The organism is Pseudomonas sp. NY15356 (genome assembly GCF_048068175.1).
Taxonomy (GTDB): Bacteria; Pseudomonadota; Gammaproteobacteria; order Pseudomonadales; family Pseudomonadaceae; genus Aquipseudomonas; species Aquipseudomonas putida_K.
The window spans coordinates 538,479-554,696 of the sequence record NZ_JBLUPW010000001.1; the positions used below are offsets into that span (position 1 = coordinate 538,479).

General features: G+C 65.0%; 18 protein-coding genes. 4 read left to right on the forward strand and 14 right to left on the reverse strand.

Features of this window, described 5'->3' with window-relative positions; translation table 11 throughout:
* Nucleotides 1-27: 27 nt before the first annotated feature.
* From ACNFCI_RS02445 to ACNFCI_RS02455, 3 genes are all read right to left on the reverse strand, one after another.
* Nucleotides 28-666 (reverse strand): NADH:ubiquinone oxidoreductase subunit N, encoded by a 639-nt coding sequence (locus tag ACNFCI_RS02445; RefSeq protein ID WP_324816390.1) that lies wholly within the window; start codon nt 664-666, stop codon nt 28-30.
* 70 nt (nt 667-736) lie between these two features.
* The gene (locus ACNFCI_RS02450; protein WP_084855409.1) at nt 737-979 is read right to left on the reverse strand and encodes a DUF2789 domain-containing protein; all 243 of its coding nucleotides are present in this window, start codon (nt 977-979) and stop codon (nt 737-739) included.
* Between the two features lie 61 nt (nt 980-1,040).
* Nucleotides 1,041-1,499, reverse strand: a complete 459-nt coding sequence (locus tag ACNFCI_RS02455) for an aminoacyl-tRNA deacylase (protein WP_084855408.1) — start codon at nt 1,497-1,499, stop codon at nt 1,041-1,043.
* Between the two features lie 96 nt (nt 1,500-1,595).
* Here ACNFCI_RS02455 and ACNFCI_RS02460 point away from each other — a divergent pair, with 96 nt between their 5' ends.
* Nucleotides 1,596-2,942, forward strand: a complete 1,347-nt coding sequence (locus ACNFCI_RS02460) for an NfeD family protein (protein WP_084855407.1) — start codon at nt 1,596-1,598, stop codon at nt 2,940-2,942.
* 2 nt (nt 2,943-2,944) lie between these two features.
* Nucleotides 2,945-3,697, forward strand: coding sequence for a slipin family protein (locus ACNFCI_RS02465; protein WP_084855406.1), 753 nt, complete (start codon nt 2,945-2,947; stop codon nt 3,695-3,697).
* A 33-nt stretch (nt 3,698-3,730) separates the two neighbouring features.
* On the opposite strand, the gene ACNFCI_RS02470 is transcribed toward ACNFCI_RS02465, so the two are convergent.
* From ACNFCI_RS02470 to ACNFCI_RS02480, 3 genes are all read right to left on the reverse strand, one after another.
* Nucleotides 3,731-4,363, reverse strand: coding sequence for a LysE family transporter (locus ACNFCI_RS02470; RefSeq protein WP_084855405.1), 633 nt, complete (start codon nt 4,361-4,363; stop codon nt 3,731-3,733).
* 150 nt (nt 4,364-4,513) lie between these two features.
* Nucleotides 4,514-5,101, reverse strand: coding sequence for a mechanosensitive ion channel domain-containing protein (locus ACNFCI_RS02475; RefSeq protein ID WP_084855404.1), 588 nt, complete (start codon nt 5,099-5,101; stop codon nt 4,514-4,516).
* Nucleotides 5,101-7,011: an ATP-binding cassette domain-containing protein gene (locus ACNFCI_RS02480; RefSeq protein ID WP_324816544.1), complete on the reverse strand. Its 1,911-nt coding sequence runs from the start codon at nt 7,009-7,011 to the stop codon at nt 5,101-5,103. Before ACNFCI_RS02480 ends, ACNFCI_RS02475 begins: the two co-directional genes overlap by 1 nt.
* Before the next feature lie 69 nt (nt 7,012-7,080).
* On the opposite strand from ACNFCI_RS02480, the gene ACNFCI_RS02485 reads away from it, so the two are divergent.
* Nucleotides 7,081-7,563, forward strand: a complete 483-nt coding sequence (locus ACNFCI_RS02485) for a TIGR02444 family protein (protein WP_084855402.1) — start codon at nt 7,081-7,083, stop codon at nt 7,561-7,563.
* Here the strand turns inward: ACNFCI_RS02485 and ACNFCI_RS02490 are convergent.
* Nucleotides 7,539-8,627, reverse strand: a complete 1,089-nt coding sequence (locus ACNFCI_RS02490) for an AlgP family protein (RefSeq protein WP_368828756.1) — start codon at nt 8,625-8,627, stop codon at nt 7,539-7,541. The two genes, ACNFCI_RS02485 and ACNFCI_RS02490, sit on opposite strands and share 25 nt — an antisense overlap.
* 224 nt (nt 8,628-8,851) lie before the next feature.
* On the opposite strand from ACNFCI_RS02490, the gene ACNFCI_RS02495 reads away from it, so the two are divergent.
* Nucleotides 8,852-9,514 carry an FKBP-type peptidyl-prolyl cis-trans isomerase gene (locus ACNFCI_RS02495; protein ID WP_368828755.1) on the forward strand — a complete coding sequence of 221 codons (663 nt, stop codon included), beginning with the start codon at nt 8,852-8,854 and terminating at the stop codon, nt 9,512-9,514.
* A gap of 9 nt (nt 9,515-9,523) precedes the next feature.
* Here the strand turns inward: ACNFCI_RS02495 and rsd are convergent, their stop codons facing one another.
* From rsd to ACNFCI_RS02530, 7 genes are all read right to left on the reverse strand, one after another.
* Nucleotides 9,524-9,994 carry a sigma D regulator gene (gene rsd / locus ACNFCI_RS02500; RefSeq protein ID WP_084855399.1) on the reverse strand — a complete coding sequence of 157 codons (471 nt, stop codon included), beginning with the start codon at nt 9,992-9,994 and terminating at the stop codon, nt 9,524-9,526.
* Between the two features lie 231 nt (nt 9,995-10,225).
* Entirely contained in the window at nt 10,226-10,732 is a 507-nt protein-coding gene (locus ACNFCI_RS02505; protein ID WP_084855398.1) for a disulfide bond formation protein B, read from the reverse strand.
* Between the two features lie 222 nt (nt 10,733-10,954).
* Nucleotides 10,955-12,193 (reverse strand): heme biosynthesis HemY N-terminal domain-containing protein, encoded by a 1,239-nt coding sequence (locus ACNFCI_RS02510; protein ID WP_224457370.1) that lies wholly within the window; start codon nt 12,191-12,193, stop codon nt 10,955-10,957.
* Complete coding sequence (locus ACNFCI_RS02515) at nt 12,190-13,290, reverse strand: uroporphyrinogen-III C-methyltransferase (protein WP_084855396.1); 1,101 nt, start codon at nt 13,288-13,290, stop codon at nt 12,190-12,192. Before ACNFCI_RS02515 ends, ACNFCI_RS02510 begins: the two co-directional genes overlap by 4 nt.
* A 45-nt stretch (nt 13,291-13,335) precedes the next feature.
* Complete coding sequence (locus tag ACNFCI_RS02520) at nt 13,336-14,106, reverse strand: uroporphyrinogen-III synthase (protein WP_084855395.1); 771 nt, start codon at nt 14,104-14,106, stop codon at nt 13,336-13,338.
* Nucleotides 14,103-15,044 (reverse strand): hydroxymethylbilane synthase, encoded by a 942-nt coding sequence (gene hemC / locus ACNFCI_RS02525; RefSeq protein WP_084855394.1) that lies wholly within the window; start codon nt 15,042-15,044, stop codon nt 14,103-14,105. The genes ACNFCI_RS02520 and hemC overlap by 4 nt, the downstream gene beginning before the upstream one ends.
* A gap of 195 nt (nt 15,045-15,239) precedes the next feature.
* Nucleotides 15,240-15,983: a LytR/AlgR family response regulator transcription factor gene (locus ACNFCI_RS02530; protein WP_084855393.1), complete on the reverse strand. Its 744-nt coding sequence runs from the start codon at nt 15,981-15,983 to the stop codon at nt 15,240-15,242.
* Between the last annotated feature and the right edge of the window lie 235 nt (nt 15,984-16,218).

Genomic DNA, 16,218 nt, shown 5'->3' on the forward strand with positions numbered 1-16,218 from the left:
TGGGGGCTGCAAAGCAGCCCCTACCCTTCAATGGTAAGCACGCTCCAGCTCGTCCAACTGATGGTCGAAGCTGCGCAGCCGCGCTGACCAGGTGTACACCAGCACTTCCAAGTCGCGGTTGAGCACGGCTGTGTTGCCGCCCTCGCGTCCTTGCGAGTCGCACAAGTCCAGCTGGTAACGTTCGCGGGCCATGGCCGTGGCCACGCTGGAAAGGTCGCGGGCATTGGCCAGCCAGCGATGCTGGTGATCATGGACCTCCCGGTCCAGCTCCCGACATTGGCGCTTGAGCGCATCCAGGCTCTGTTCCAGCGGCGTGCCCTTGAGCTCGCCCATGACCTCCTCGAAAGTCCGCCCGGAATGCCAGTAGCTGCCCCAGAAATAACGGTCGAACACGGTCTCGACGCGCCGCAGCGCGACCTTGGTGTTCCAGATGGCCAACAGCGTATGGCCCTGGCTCACCTCGCGCTTGTTCAAGCGCAACTGCTGCCAGGCGATCCATGCCAGCACGCAGAGCACCGCTGCCGCCGTGATCGCGGCCGCGGCATACATGAACTGCAGCGCGTGGCCCATGGAGTGGACATGGCGGATACCGTAGAAGTAACCGGCCGTCAGGATGCCCAGGATCGTCACGGAGCACCAGAAACCTGATGCGTAGGGATCTTTCATCACGCTATCCCCTGTTGTTTTACCTGAGCATAGCAACGGCCCCATCACCCATCAGGTGCCACTCGGCGCTTTATTGCCTGGGTCGGCGCAACGCCTCGTTGAGTTGATCGAACGGCACGGCCCAATCGGCGTCGTCTATCACGCTCTCCTTGAGAAAGGCGCGCTGGGCCTCGGTCCAGAACGGCGCATCCACCAGCTTGATCTCATTCTTGAGCGGCGAGTGGGTGGTGATGAACTTGTCGATGCTCTCGGCATCGTCCGCCAGCCCCAGTTGCTTGAACAGTTCGGCGAACGGATGGATCGGTGCTTCCATGATTCCTCCTGCGGCCGGGCGGGTCGTCCACGACGCCAGCCCGGCAATGGGTTGAGGGACATCAGCACAGTTCGCGCACTTCGGCATGCGGAACCAGCTTCAGGTACTGCTCCATGCTCATGTGGATCAAGTGATCGTGGTCACCCGCCTCCAGGTAGACATCGCCCTGGCGGGTAAGGCTCGGGTCGAGCAGCATTTTTATGTCATAGGCATCGCCAAGCGCTGGCACGGCGCCACGCTCGCAGTCGCCGAACAGGGTCGGCAAGCCGCTTTCGCGGGTCAGCTGCCAGGCGCCGGACATGCGGATCTTGCTCATGTCCAGATGCCGGTTGGCCGGTAGCACGGCCATGATGTAGTTGCCATGGCGGTCGTCGAGCATCACCGACTTGGCGACCCGCTCTGCGGGAACGCCGGCCGTGCGCGCCGACTCCAGGCTCGTGGCCGAGTGAGGATGGGGAATGATGTCGTAATCGCAGTTCGCCTTGTCCAGGCGCTGCTGCAGGGTCTTGGCCATACGCATGATGCACCTCCGGTTTACCCCCCATCTGCAAGTTTAGGCCGTGCCCCGGCAGGCACGGCTAAACTTCGTTGACAGGACCTGACGAGGTGACGATAGGTGATCGCTCGCTGCTGGCGTTGGCTGCTGCTTGTGCTGTTGCTCGGCACCGTACCGGGCGGCCAGGCGGTGCCCGGCGCCAGCGTCTGGGTGTTGAGCGTGGACGACGCCATCGGCCCGGCCAGTGCCGACTACCTGGTGCGTGGTCTGGAACAGGCCCAGGAACAAGGCGCGCAGTTGGTGGTGATCCGCCTGGATACGCCCGGCGGCCTGGATACCTCCATGCGTCAGATCATCAAGGCCATCCTCGCCAGCCCCGTGCCGGTGGCCAGCTTCGTCGCCCCCGGCGGCGCCCGCGCAGCCAGCGCCGGGACGTACATCCTGTACGCCAGCCACGTGGCGGCCATGGCCCCGGGCACCAACCTGGGCGCGGCCACGCCGGTGCAGGTTGGTGCGCCGTCGCCTGGCAAACCGGCGCCAGACGGGCCCAGCGAGAACGATGCGCTGGCCCGCAAGCAGGTCAACGATGCCGCAGCCTATATCCGCGGCCTGGCCCAACTGCGCGGGCGCAACGCCGACTGGGCGGAACAGGCGGTACGCGAGGCGGTGAGCCTGTCGGCCAGCGAGGCGCTGCGCATCAAGGTCATCGACCAGGTGGCCCACGACCTGCCCGAGCTGCTCGCACAGCTGGACGGCAAGACCCTGGTCGCCGCCGACCAGCCCCGCCAGTTGCACACGGCAGGAGCGGCCGTGGTCGAACACCTGCCCGACTGGCGCACTCGCCTGCTGGCGGTGATCACCAACCCCAGCGTGGCGCTGATCCTGATCATGATCGGCATCTACGGCCTGCTGTTCGAGTTCATCAACCCAGGCTCCGGTGTCGGCGGCGTGGTGGGCGGTATCTGCCTGCTGCTGGCGCTGTACGCCCTGCAGCTGTTGCCGGTGAGCTACGCCGGGGTGGCCCTAGTATTGCTCGGCGTAGCGTTCATGATCGCCGAGGCGTTCCTGCCGAGCTTCGGCGTGGTCGGTTTCGGCGGTATCGTCGCCTTCGTGGTGGGCGCAGTGATCCTGATCGATACCGACGCCCCTGGCTTCGGCATCCCGCTGGCGCTGATCGTCGCCCTGGCGGTGGTCTCGGCCCTGCTGCTCGGCGGCGTGTTGGGCATGGCCATCAAGGCGCGGCAACGCGCCCTGGTCAGCGGCGACGCCGGCCTGGTCGGCAGCCTGGCCACAGTGACCCAGGTGATGGCGGACAACCCGTTCTGCGGCTCGGTGCAGGCCCAGGGCGAACAATGGCAAGCCCAGTGCACGACCCCGTTGCAAACTGGGCAACATGTGCGCGTGACAGCCCGCCGTGGCGTGATGCTGGAGGTCAGCGCCACCGCGCCCGGTGCGCAAGGAGAGTGACGATGTTCGTTCAATTCGGTTTCGGCGCGGTGCTGGCGGTCCTCGGCCTGCTGCTGCTTTCGGCCCTGCGTATCCTGCGCGAGTATGAGCGTGGCGTGGTGTTCCAGCTGGGGCGCTTCTGGCAGGTCAAGGGGCCTGGCCTGATCCTCCTGATCCCGGGCATCCAGCAGATGGTGCGGGTCGACCTGCGCACGGTGGTACTCGATGTGCCGACCCAGGATGTGATCACCCGCGACAACGTCTCGGTCAAGGTCAATGCCGTGGTGTACTTTCGCGTGCTCGACCCTCAGAAGGCGATCATCCAGGTAGAGGACTTCTTCAGTGCCACCAGCCAGCTGGCCCAGACCACCCTGCGCGCGGTACTGGGCAAGCATGAGCTCGACGAATTGCTGGCCGAGCGCGAGCAACTGAACTCGGACATTCGCCTGGTGCTGGACGCCCAGACCGACGCCTGGGGCATCAAGGTGGCCAATGTCGAGATCAAGCACGTCGACCTCAACGAGTCGATGGTGCGCGCCATCGCCCGCCAGGCCGAGGCCGAACGCGAACGGCGGGCCAAGGTGATCCACGCCGAAGGGGAATTGCAGGCCTCGGAGAAATTGATGCAGGCCGCGCAGATGCTTGGCAAGGAGCCGGGAGCGATGCAGTTGCGCTACATGCAGACCCTGGGAACGATTGCCGGGGACAAGAGTTCGACCATCGTCTTTCCGCTGCCGATGGACCTGCTCAAGGGGTTGGTCGATAAACAGCCGTGAAGGCCCTGTCTCTGCTGGGCCGTCTACGGCAGGTCAGACCGGCGCGCGGCGCAAGGTGGCCAGGAAGGTCGCCGCACCGATGAACAGCCCGGCGAAGGTGCGGTTCAGGCGCTTCTGCTGCTTGGGTGTGCGCAGCAACCGCAGCACGCGGGCTGCGAGCCCTGTGTAGCCAGCCATCACCAGCATGTCGACGGTGATCATGGTCGCGGTAATGGCCAGGTACTGCGGCAGCAATGGCTCATGGGGGTTGATGAACTGCGGCAGCACCGCGAGCATGAACACCAGGGCCTTGGGGTTGCTGACGTTGACCAGGAAACCACGGAACACCAGGCTCAACGGCTTGCCGATCGGCCGCACGGCAGAGGAGTCGCTCATGTCCATGGGCAAGGCGCGCCATTGCTTGTAGGCCAGGTACACCAGGTAGCCGACACCGAACCACTTGATGAGCTGGAAGGCGGTGGCCGAAGCCGCGAGGATGGCGCCGACACCGGCGGCGATGACGGCGATCTGCACGATCAGGCCCAGTTGCAGGCCCAAGGCGTTCCAGTAGCCACGCCAAAAACCGTACTGCAGCCCGCTGGACATCGAGGCAATGGCCCCGGCACCCGGCGACAGGCTGATCACCCAGCATGCGGCCAGAAAGGCCAACCAGGTTTCCATCGACATCGCACACCTCGCTCGAACAAATATTGCAAAAGGTTAAGCTAAGGCCTTGGCGAAAAAATAACCAGCGATTTTTAGGGTGCCGGTGCAGGCTTCTTCGCGGGTAAACCCGCTCTCACAGGCATACCGCCGAGCCCGATACGGTTCCAGCTATCAATCAGCCTCGACCGCCTCACCCTTGGTCACGACCGGCACCTCGGTCCCTCGCCAGCGGCGCACAGCCTTCTGGAAGAACTGGCTGTTCGGCACTTGCACCAGCGCCCCGCCCGCCTCGGGCGTTTCCATCAACGTGGTGTACAACAGGTTGATGGCGATCACCCGGCCCTTGACCCCGGGCTTGTCCAGGGTGTCGACCAGCTCGACCACATCGCCGATGCGAAACGGCCCGACCGTGAAGATCAGCACCGCACACAGCAGGTTGGACAATACGCTCCAGATGGCGAAGAACGCCACCGCTGCCACGGCCACGAAGCCCGACAGGGCCGTCCACAGCACCGTGGCCGAAACGCCCATGCGCTCCAGCACGAACAACAGTGCGCTGCCCATGATCAGCCAGCGCAGGCCACCACGCACCGGCACCAGCAGCTCCGGCGGCAGCGGGTAGCGCTCACCCAGGCTCTTCAGGCCCCGCGCGACCACACGCTGCAGGATGAACGCGGCGATCAGGATCAGCAGGATCTGCAACCCCAGCCAGAACGCATCCATCCATTGCCCCGGCAGCAGCGAACGCAACGCCTCCATCAGGACAGCGCCTCGAGTTCGGCCTGCATGCTCTCGAGAGTCTCCAGGGCGTCCATCCAGGCTTCCTCAAGCTCACCTTCACGCTGCTTGAGCTTGGTCTGGCGGGCCAGCAGGTCACGCAGTTCGTCCTTGCGAGCCGCTTCGTAGAGGCTGGCATCGCCCAGGGCGGCTTCGATCTCGGCCAATTGCCCGTGCACCTGGTTCAGCTCGGCTTCCAGCTTCTCGGCTGCGCGCTTGTGGGGCGCCAGTTGCTGGCGCAAGGCGGCGGCAGCCTGGCGCTGGGCCTTCTTGTCGGTCTTGTCCGGGTTGGCCGGAGCATTGCTGGTAGGGGCGCTGCGCTGGCGGTAGTCGATCAGCCAGCGGCTATAGTCGTCCAGGTCGCCGTCGAAGGCCTCGACCTTGCCATCGGCCACCAGCAGGAAATCGTCGGTGGTGCTCTTGAGCAGGTGGCGGTCGTGGGAAACCACCACCACCGCGCCGCTGAATTCCTGCAGGGCCATGGTCAGGGCCAGACGCATCTCCAGGTCCAGGTGGTTGGTCGGTTCGTCGAGCAGCAGCAGGTTAGGCCGCTCCCAGGCGATCAACGCCAGTGCCAGGCGCGCCTTCTCGCCACCGGAGAAGTTCACCACTGGCTCGTCGACGCGGTCGCCGTGGAAGTCGAAGCCACCGAGGAAGTCACGCAGGGTCTGCTCGCGCTCGGCAGGTGCGATGCGTTGCAAGTGCAGCAACGGGCTTGCCTTGTCGTCCAGCGAGTCGAGCTGGTGCTGGGCGAAATAGCCCACGGCCAGGTTCTCGCCACGGACCAGGCGCCCGGCGAGCGGCTGCAGTTCACCGGCCAGGTTCTTGATCAGAGTCGACTTACCGGCGCCGTTGGGGCCGAGCAGGCCGATACGGGCCCCGGGCGCCAGCTGCAGCTTGACCTTCTCCAGGACGGCCTTGTCGCCATAACCGAGCCGACCTTCGGAAAGGTCGAGCAAGGGGTTGGAGATCTTCTCCGACTCACGGAAGACGAAGTCGAACGGCGAATCCACATGGGCCGCCGACAGCTCTTCCATCCGCTCCAATGCCTTGATCCGGCTCTGCGCCTGGCGAGCCTTGGTGGCCTGGGCGCGGAAGCGGGCGATGTACTTCTCCATGTGCGCACGGCGGGCCTGCTGCTTCTCGTAGGCCTGCTGCTGCTGCGCCAGGCGCTCGGCCCGGGTGCGCTCGAAGGCGGTATAGCCGCCCTTGTAGAGGTTGAGCTTGCGCTGTTCGACGTGCACCACATGGTCGACCACCGCATCGAGGAAGTCGCGGTCGTGGGAAATCAGCAGCAGCGTGCCGGGGTAGCCCTTGAGCCAGTCTTCCAGCCAGAGGATGGCATCCAGGTCCAGGTGGTTGGTGGGTTCGTCGAGCAGCAGCAGGTCGGACGGGCACATCAGCGCCTGGGCCAGGTTCAGGCGCATCCGCCAACCACCGGAGAAATCGCCGACGCGGCGATCCATCTGCTCGGCAGTGAACCCGAGCCCGGCCAGCAACTTGCGTGCGCGGGCATCGGCGGTATAGCCGTCGGCGCTGTCCAGCTCACTGTGCAGGCGTGCCAGGGCGGTACCGTCATGGGCAGCCTCGGCGACGGCCAATTCGGCCTGGACCTTGCGCAGGCGCACGTCACCGTCGAGCACATAGTCCACAGCCAGGCGGTCGAGGGTATCGACTTCCTGGCGCATGTGGGCGATGCGCCAGTCGGCCGGCAGCTGGCAGTCACCGCCATCGGGTGACAGCTCGCCACGCAGCAAGGCGAACAAGCTGGATTTTCCGGCGCCGTTGGCGCCGATCAGGCCGGCTTTGTGACCGGCGTGCAGGGTCATCTCGGCGCCTTCTAGCAAGCGCTGCGGACCACGCTGTAAAGTGAGGTTGGATAGTCTGATCATGATGGTCGCGGAGTCTATCAGCTTCCCACTGGAGCACACAGGCCACCTTGACCACTGGCGAGCCCGAACATGCACGACGATTTGTGGAACTACGCCCTGGCCCTGTACACCCGGCCAGGGGTTGAAAGCGCCTGCCTGACCTTGCAGGCACTGGGCGGTGATGTCTGCCTGCTGCTGTGCGGCACCTGGCTGCGAGCGCGTGGCGTGGCGCCGGATGCCGAGCGGGTGCGTGCACTGCAGGAGCTTGCCGCGCCCTGGCAACGCCAGGTCGTGACGCCGTTGCGAACGCTACGCCAACAGTGGCGTGCCGGCGTGCAGGACGACCCGCAGCTGGCGGCGTTGCGCGAGCGAGTGAAAGGGTTGGAATTGGAGGCCGAGCGCACCTTGCTGGCACGCCTGGAGCAGCGGGCACAGGCATGGCCCACTACGAAGGGCCACCCTGTGGAAGACTGGCTGCCCTGGCTGGCGCCAGAGCAGGCCCGCGACCACGACGCGCTGCGTCAACTGCGCGTCGTGGCCGAAGGGCTTCAGGACGCCGACGAAGGCGACTGAGCCGGGCTGCTGGCCGGTGCTGGCGAAGCGGCAGCCGGTGCCGCCGAGTGGGTCGCTGGCGCCGAGCTGCTGCTTACCGCCGGCGTGGATGGCTTGGTTTCGGCAGGCTTACTGGCGGCAGGCTTGGCTGCAGCTGGCTTGGCCGGGGCTTTTGCCGCAGCGGGTCTGGCTGCGGGCTTGCTCGCGGTGGCCTTGGCAGCAGCGGGTTTGGCAGCCGGCTTAGCGGCAGCGCTCTTGGCCGCGGTAGGTTTGGCTGCGGGCTTGGCAGCAGCCTTGGTGGCGGCTGGTTTGGCTGCGGGCTTCGCGGCAGCGGCCTTGGCGGCAGCTGGCTTGGCAGCGGTGGCTTTGGCAGCAGGCTTGGCAGCGGCAGCTTTGGTCGCAGCTGGTTTGGCAGCCGCGGTACGCGCGGCTGGTTTGGCAGCAGCAGTCTTCGCGGCTGCGGGCTTGGCGGCGCTGCGGGTAGCCGGCTTGGCAGCAGCGGCTTTGGCGGCGGCCGGTTTTGCAGCAGGTTTGGCAGCGGCAGTGCGAGCGGTAGCCGGTTTAGCGGAAGCCTTGGCTGGGGCCGCTTTGGCGGCCGGCTTGGCAGCCGGTTTGGCCGCGGCTTTCACCGGCGCCTTGGCCGCAGGCTTGGCCACTACCCGCGCCGGAGCCTTGGCAGCGGCGGCACGTTGGTCAAGCGCCTTGCCGGCGGCTTCGCGTACCTTGCCGACACCCTGCGCCAGCTTCAGGCTTTCCTGGGCATCGCGCTTGAGCTGTTGAATATAAGAGCGAGTCTGTGCCTGACGCTCTTTGAGCGAATCGAGCAACTCTTCAAGTTCGCCGGCTGCTTTCTGGGCCTTGCCCTGGGCCTTGGCTTTACCGGCCTTGGCGGCGTCCTGCAACTTCAGGCGCGCATTGTGGAGTTTTTCCTGCGCCTTGCCACGTTGCTTTTCCAACTTGGTCAGCAGTTTCTCGGCATCCGCCAGCGCTTGCGAGCAGGCATCTTCCAAATGTTCGAGCAGGCTGCCCGAAAGTTGCTGGAGCAGGTGCAACGGCGTACTGACTGGCTTCTTCTTGGCCGACATGGCTTACCTCCTGGCTGACGAGAGTGCGGCTCATACTATGCTTCTGCTGCTTACGCCGCTAGGGCATGTTGACCGTAATATTGATGCCGCGTTGCATGCCTGGGCAAAGTTGTCATCTTGCAGCTCGGTGCAAGTGTAGTTGGTCAATAAAGTGTTGCTGATATTTACATATCTTTCATCAACAAGGCTGGCATACTTTCCGTTCCTCCCAACCGGAGTTGAACGTGCCTCGTTATCTTGTTCTGGGCCTGTGCCTGGCAGCCTCCTTTGCCCTGGCCGATCCTGATACCCCTGCCAATGACCATGACCTGGCCTACAGCCTGGGCGCGAGCCTCGGTGAACGCCTGCGCGCCGAAGTTCCCGGCCTGCAGCTCGATGCACTGCTCGAAGGGTTGCGCCAGGCCTATCAAGGCCAGCCACTGAAACTGGAAAAGCCGCGCATGCAGGCCATCCTCCAGCAGCACGAGGAACAGGCCAACGCAGCGGCAGAGCAGGCCGAGATCGAGCGGCTACAGGCGGACGAAAAACGCTTCATGGCCAGCGAGCGGGCGCGCGCCGGCATGCATGAGCTGGACGGGGGCATCCTCTACACTGAACTGGCGCGTGGCAATGGCAACGCCCCCAGGGCCGGCGGCAAGGTGCAGGTACGCTACGTGGGGAAACTGCCGGACGGCTCGGTCTTCGACCAGAGCCTGCAACCGCAGTGGTTCAGCCTGGATTCGGTAATCGAAGGGTGGCAGGCAGCCTTGCCGCGCATGAAGGCAGGGGCGAAGTGGCGCCTGGTGATCCCCTCGGCGCAGGCCTATGGCGCCGAAGGCGCGGGCAACCTGATCGCCCCTTACACGCCCCTGGTGTTTGAAATCGAACTGCTGGCGGTCGCCAACTGACACAGGCCGTCAGGCCTGCACCGCGCTCTCTTCCTTGTGCGCGTTGTGCAGCACTTCGATCAGGCAGTCTTCCAGCTCGAAGCGCTCATGCAGCAAGCTGCCGAGCTTGCCCAGTTTTTCAGCGAAGCGCTCTGTGTCCTTGCATTCCCCTTTCTCGCAATGGTCATTGAAGGCCAGGGCGATCTGGGTAATGTCATTGATTCGCGGATTGATATCCTCGGCCAGCTTCAGGGCCTCGTTGTCACCGAACGCCTTGGCCTCCGTGACCAATTGTTCGCAGACTTCGAAATGCCACGCCGACACATAATCGACCAGCACCGCACAGAAGTCGCGGTTCTTGTCCTTGTCGGCAAAGGCTGGCTTGGCATCGCGCAAGGTGCGAAAAGCCTTGACCAGCTCCTCCCGCTCCTTGAGCCAACGATCGATCAGCTTGTGAACCCCACCCCAGCGTTCCTGAGCGTTCTGACAACTATCGAGCATGGCTATCTCATCCCTTCTGGGTTGATGCCGCTGCACCTCGCGCATAAACACCGCAGCACAAAGGTGACATCAGCAGGACGGCATCGAGCAGTTGTGTTTTCGGTATGCGTGCTGGGAGATTATTCCCGCGCGTGCTGGCCTTCAAGGTACGCAGCGGACAAAGTTCATACAAGCGTTTAATCCCCTTCCGGGGCACCGCTGGTCGAACAATCCCATCGCGCTTGCCATGGGTCAACCTTTGTCGATCATGTGCAAGCGATACGCAACCAACCACCCCAGGGGTAGCGTCGATAACAGCAGGAAGGCCAGCAGGCTCCATTCGGGCAGGGTCAGGTCGATGAAGCTCCAAGTCAACGAGGTGCAGTCGGGGCCACCGAACAGAAGTTGCCTCAAGGCCTCGCGCCAGGATTGCTCCACGACCCGTCCGAACGGCATCTGGCAAGTCTCGACCACCGCCCCCGCTCCCTGCAGCCAGACATGTCGCGCCGCCAGCAACGCGCCCCCCACCGAACTGGCCAGCGCCAGCCCGGCATAGTTGCGACTGCCACGCAACTGCGGCCTGTGGACAATGGCGCATAGGCAGATCAGCGAATACATCCCCAACAGCAGTCGCTGGCTGAAACACAGCGGACATGGCACCAGGTTCAACACATGCTCGAGGTGGAAAGAGGCGATCAGGACCGCCATCGAGGCGAGCCAGCCTGGTAGGAAGAAGACGCGCAAACGGGCCGGCAGCATGGGCAAGGAAAGTCCCGGGTTGGATGAAGTAGACCGGAACGGTAGAGGAAAGACACGCTTTGTTTCAAGGCACTACCGGGAAGACAAGTCCCTGATTGAAAAAGGAAAGTGTTCAATTTCACGTAGGAAGTTTCCGAAGCAGGCCAGCGTAAACACTGGCGATGCTACCGGAGAAGTTACTGACACAAGTGCCCACGGGGTGGCATGGGCACTTGTGTCGGGTCAGGCACGCACGCCTTCGGGTAGAGGCAGGGCCAGCAGGCGCTCGTCCAGCAGGCCCAGGCCCTCCTGGAACAACTGGTTGCTGCGCTCGGTTTCCCCGAGCCCGGCAAGCAGGCGGGCCAATTCGGCACAGGCTTCCGGGTTGCGCTCCATGCGCAAGCTGCTCTCCAGATAGTCACGGGCCTTGCCCCACAGGCGGTTCTGCAGGCTCAGCCGCCCCAGGGTCAGCAACAGGCTCGGGTCTTGTGGATGCTCCTTGAGCCAGCCCTCGGCAGTTTGCAACTGGCGGGCGGTATCGTCACCGCGCACCAGGCCATACAGCCGGGCCAGGTGGCTTTCATACTGCCGCTTGAGGGCAGCGCGCAGCACCTGCTCGGCCTCGCCCTGGGCCCCGACCTGGCGCAATTGCTCGGCATACGCCGAAACCAACTGCGGCTCCTGGCGCTGGGCGGCAGTCAGCTGTTGCCAGGCCCGTTCCAGTGCCTGCCGGGCCGCCTGCGGGTCTTCGCCGCGGGTCGCGGCCAAGCCCAGGTTCTGGCCCCAGGCACGTTGCTCCAGTTCGGCCAGTTCCTTGGCTGGCAGCACCTTGCCCTTGCGCAACTCGGGCAGCAGCCGGATGAGGGCCGACCAGTCACCGGTCTCCAGGTGCAGGCGATGCAGCAGGCGCAGCACCTGCGGGTTGTGCGGGTGGCGCTCCTGCATGGCCAGCAGGGTTTCATGGGCGCCGCCGATATCGCCACGGTCCATCTGCAGCTGCGCGTGAGTCAAGGCGATGGCCAGTTCGGCCTGTGGCTGGCGCTCGAGGGCACGCTCGAGCAGGTTGTCGCTCTCTTCTGCTCGGCCCAGTTCGTTGGCGGCACGCGCCGCGCCAAGGTAGTAGAGCAGCGGCTGGCGCTCGGCCTCGGCCGCCCGGTGCAAATGGCGCTGGGCACTGGCCCAGCGGCCTTCGGCCAGGTCCAACTGACCTTGCTCGATGGCGATGCGGGTGCGCCGGCTGCGGTTGCGGCGCGACCAAGGGTTGACCACGCCAGTGGAGGTCAGCACCAGGCCCACCAGGTAACGCAGCAACCAGAGCACCACGACGACGGCAACCAGCGCCGCCAAGGCCGCCCAAAGCCCGGACTGGTAACGGAACCCACCATAGGCGATCAGCACATAGCCGCTGTGCTTGGCCACCGCGATGCCCAATGCCGCGGCCACCACGATCGCCAGCACCGCCAGCAGGTAGACACGCTTCATGGCTTGCCCCCTTCGGCTTCGGCCGGCAGGTGGCTGCGCTGGATATAGGCCTGCACCGCTGCCAGGCTCTCGCTCAGGTCAGGGGTGACCACCGAGACCGGCTGCTCGGCCAGTTCGTTGAGGCTGGCAAGCATGGCCTTGCTTTGCGGGTTGTCGGCGTTGAAATTGGCCAGCAGTACGCTGCGTGCATCGTCCAGGGCCTGGGTATAGACCTTGGCGTCGCCATTGAGCGCGGCCCATTGTGCCTGTTCGATGGTCAGGCTCAGGGCCAGGCGCAACTGGTTCAGCGACTGCCCGGACAGCAGCGGCCGCACGTTCTCATCGGCATTGAACTCGATCTGGAAGTACTTGGAGATCTCGGCCCACCACTGGGACAGGCGGCTGGCACCGTCGCCGTCAGCGGTCAGTGCCCCCAGGGCATCAGCCTTGGTTTCGAACTCCGGCGACTGGGCGCTGAGTTGCTGGACCAGCTCGCGCTGGGCGGCGAGCTTGAGGAACAGGCCGGTGCGGTCCGGCTGTTCGGTGCTGCTGAGGGTCGCAAGGCTGCGGGCCAGTTGCTCGCGGGCGGCGAAGGCGCCCGGGTCGCTCTGCTCGCGCAGGATCTCGTCGGCGCCTTCGACCAGCGCCTTGGCGCTGGTGATGTCCTGCAGGGCCGACAGGCGCAGGGTCGCCAGGCGCAGCAGGTGCTCGGCCTCGGCCAGGCGCCATTCCTTGCGGCTTTCGCCGAGCACCGTCTCCAGGCGCTGGCTCAGGCGTTGCTGGTCGCCCTGCAGTTGGGCCACCAGGCGCCGGCGATCTTCCAGCTCACTGGCCGCCGGCAGGCTGGCCAGCTGGGCGCTGATCTGCTGTTCGCGCTGCTGCAAGGCGGCCGTGCGCTCGTTGAGGGTTTGCAGGTGCTGGCCCTGGCCTTGCTCGGTGCCTTGCAGCTGGCGAACCTGCCAGACGCCCCAACCACCGACTGCGACCCCAGCCGCACCCAGCAGCAGAGCCAACAGCGCCAAGCCATTGCCAGAGCGCTTGGCAGGCGTGGCGGAGGTGGATTCCGGCGTCTCGGACGCCGTAGGTTGTTCGTTGTTGGACAAGACAGTTTCGCTCACGTATCCATCCTTTGCATGGGGGCGCGTCGCATACAGCTTAGCGCCTTAGTCGGCAGGTGCAGCACTTCGCTGCACCGCAGCAATCAAGGCCGTGGCACTGGCGCCACGGCAATCCACAATCTGTTGGGCGCCTGCCGCCCTGGCCTGTTCGGCGACCCTGGGGCTCGGCACGAACAATGGCAGGTGCGAAAGGCACGGCCAATCGGTGCCCGCCAGCTGCAGCAGGTGCACCAGGCCCTGCCCACTGCTGACCACCAGACCGTTGAGGCGTTCCGCCTCGACGCGGCGCAGCAGGGTACCGGCCGGATACTCCGGCAAGTTGCGGCGATACAGTTCCAGATAATCGACACTAGCACCTTGCTCTCCAAGACGCCCGGCCAACAGTTCGCGACCTCCCACACCACGGACGATCAAAACCCGCGGCCTGGCGACCTCGGCGATAGCCTCGCGCAGCTGGGGCAGCGCGAGCAAGGCCTCGCTGTCATCGCCCTGGGCTGGGAAGCTGGCGTGCAGGCCATGGCGCTCGAGCACCTGGGCCGTGGCCGCGCCCACCGTGAACCAGCCCCGGCATGGCGGCTTCAGGCCAGCCTGGGCCAGGTGTTCGAGCAACAGGCGAGCAGCCGGCTTGCTGACCACGACGATCGCCTGGTACGCCTGCAGTTGCGCAAGCACCCCGGCCTGCGGCGTCTCGAGCACTACAGGCGCAATGGCCAGCAACGGCAGGCTGCTGCTGGCGATACCTACCTGCGCGAGGCTTTGCGCCAGTGCCTGGCACTCCTCTTCGGGGCGGGTCAGCAGCAGGCGCCAAGGGCTCACGGGTGGCCGGCCTCGCCGTATACGTCCTTGAGGATCGCCTCGGCGCCCTGTGCCAGCAGGGCCTCGGCAACCTGCACACCCAGCGCCTCGGCCTCGCCGCGCGGCGCCCGGGCATCGGCCACCAGCAAGGTGCCACCGCTGGGTTGGCCGACCAGGCCACGCAGCCACAGCTGCTCGCCTTCGAGCACTGCGTAGCAGGCGATCGGCACCTGGCAGCCGCCGTTCAGACGTTTGTTCAGAGCCCGCTCCGCCATCACCCGGTCGGCGGTGTCCGCGTGGTGCAAAGGCGCCAACAAGGCATGGATCGCCTGGTCGGCGCTGCGGCACTCGATACCCACCGCGCCCTGCCCGCCCGCCGGCAGGCTATCTTCGACACTGAGGCTGGCGCGGATACGGTCTTCGAAGCCCAGGCGGATCAGGCCGGCCGCGGCAAGGATGATGGCGTCGTATTCACCGGCATCGAGCTTGGCCAGACGGGTGTTGACGTTGCCACGCAGGAAGCGGATCTGCAGGTCTGGGCGGCGAGCCAGCAGCTGTGCCTGGCGGCGCAGGCTGGAGGTGCCGACGATGCTGCCGGCTGGCAGTTCCTCGAGGCTGGCGAAACGGTTGGAAACGAAGGCATCGCGGGGGTCTTCACGCTCGCAGATGCAATACAGGCCCAGGCCCTCGGGGAAGTCCATGGGCACATCCTTCATCGAGTGCACGGCGATGTCGGCTTCGTTGTCCAGCAGGGCCGTTTCCAGCTCCTTGACGAACAGCCCCTTGCCGCCGATCTTCGCCAGCGGAGCGTCGAGCAGCTTGTCGCCGCGGCTGACCATGGGCACCAAGGTCACGACCAGGCCTGGATGGGCCTGTTCCAGGCGGGCCTTGACGTATTCGGCCTGCCACAGGGCCAAGGCACTTTTACGGGTGGCAATGCGGATTTCGCGAGTGGACATGGAACGCCCCGAACCAAAGAAATGCTGTCGATGATAACAGCATCGTCGGGGTCGCTTGCAGATATGGGTCAGGATCCTTTGTTGCCTGGACCACCCCAATCGCCGGCAAGCCGGCTCCCACGGAAATGGTGCAATGCGCGAACCTGGCGGTATTCCAGTGGGAGCCGTCTTGCCGCCAATAGGGCCGCAGCAGGCTCAGAGGGTCTGCATCATCTTGCGCACGCCGGCCACATGGCGGCGGCTGACGGTCAGGGCGTCGCCGTCCAGGCCCTTGAGGTACAGCTGGAAATGCCCCAGCGGCGTACGCTGCAGGCGCTCGATACGTTCACGGGCGACCAGCGCGTTGCGATGGATGCGCACGAAGCGCTCACCGAATTCGTCTTCCAGGGCCTTGAGCGGCTCGTCCAGCAGGACCTCGCCGGCTTCGTGGCGCAAGGTCACGTACTTGTGGTCGGCGATGAAATAGATGACCTGGGGCAACGGGATCAACTCGATGCCTTTACGCGTCCTTGCACTGATATGGCTGCGCGGCCCACCGCCTTCATTGGCAGGCCGGGTAAGGGCGGCGAGCTGGGCACGGTTGGGTTTGTCGGCCTTGCGCAAGGCATCGCGCAGGGCCTGGGGTTGGATGGGCTTGGTGACGTGGCTGAGGGTACTGTCCTTGAAGGCCTGGCTTCCGTATTCATCATCACCGGTGCAGAACACCACCGCCGGCGGTGCCTCGCGTTCGCACAGGCGGGCGGCGACCTGCAGGCCATCAACGCCGGGCATGCCGATGTCCAACAGGACCACATCGGGCTTGAGGCTTTCGATCAAGGCCAGGGCCTCCTCGCCGTTGGTGGCGCTGGGCTCCAGCACGGTGTAGCCCTCCAGCTCGCCAAGCAGCCTGCCAAGGCGTTCGCGGGCCAGGGGTTCGTCATCAACGATCAGGACATTCATGATTACGCTGGATTCCTGAGTGAGTCTCGCATGGGTATAGCGTAGACAGATGTAGGGTGACCGACAGCGCGGTCACGCTCTAGACCGATGCGATGGCCAAAGATTCACTGACCTGACAGATTCGCTGCCAGTCCTTTGTCCAACTGTAGACGCTTCGTGGAACACTGCCGTTCAATCGTTGAATATCCCCACATCCGATGCTGGCACGCATTTTCGGCGGATTCTCTCGACCAGC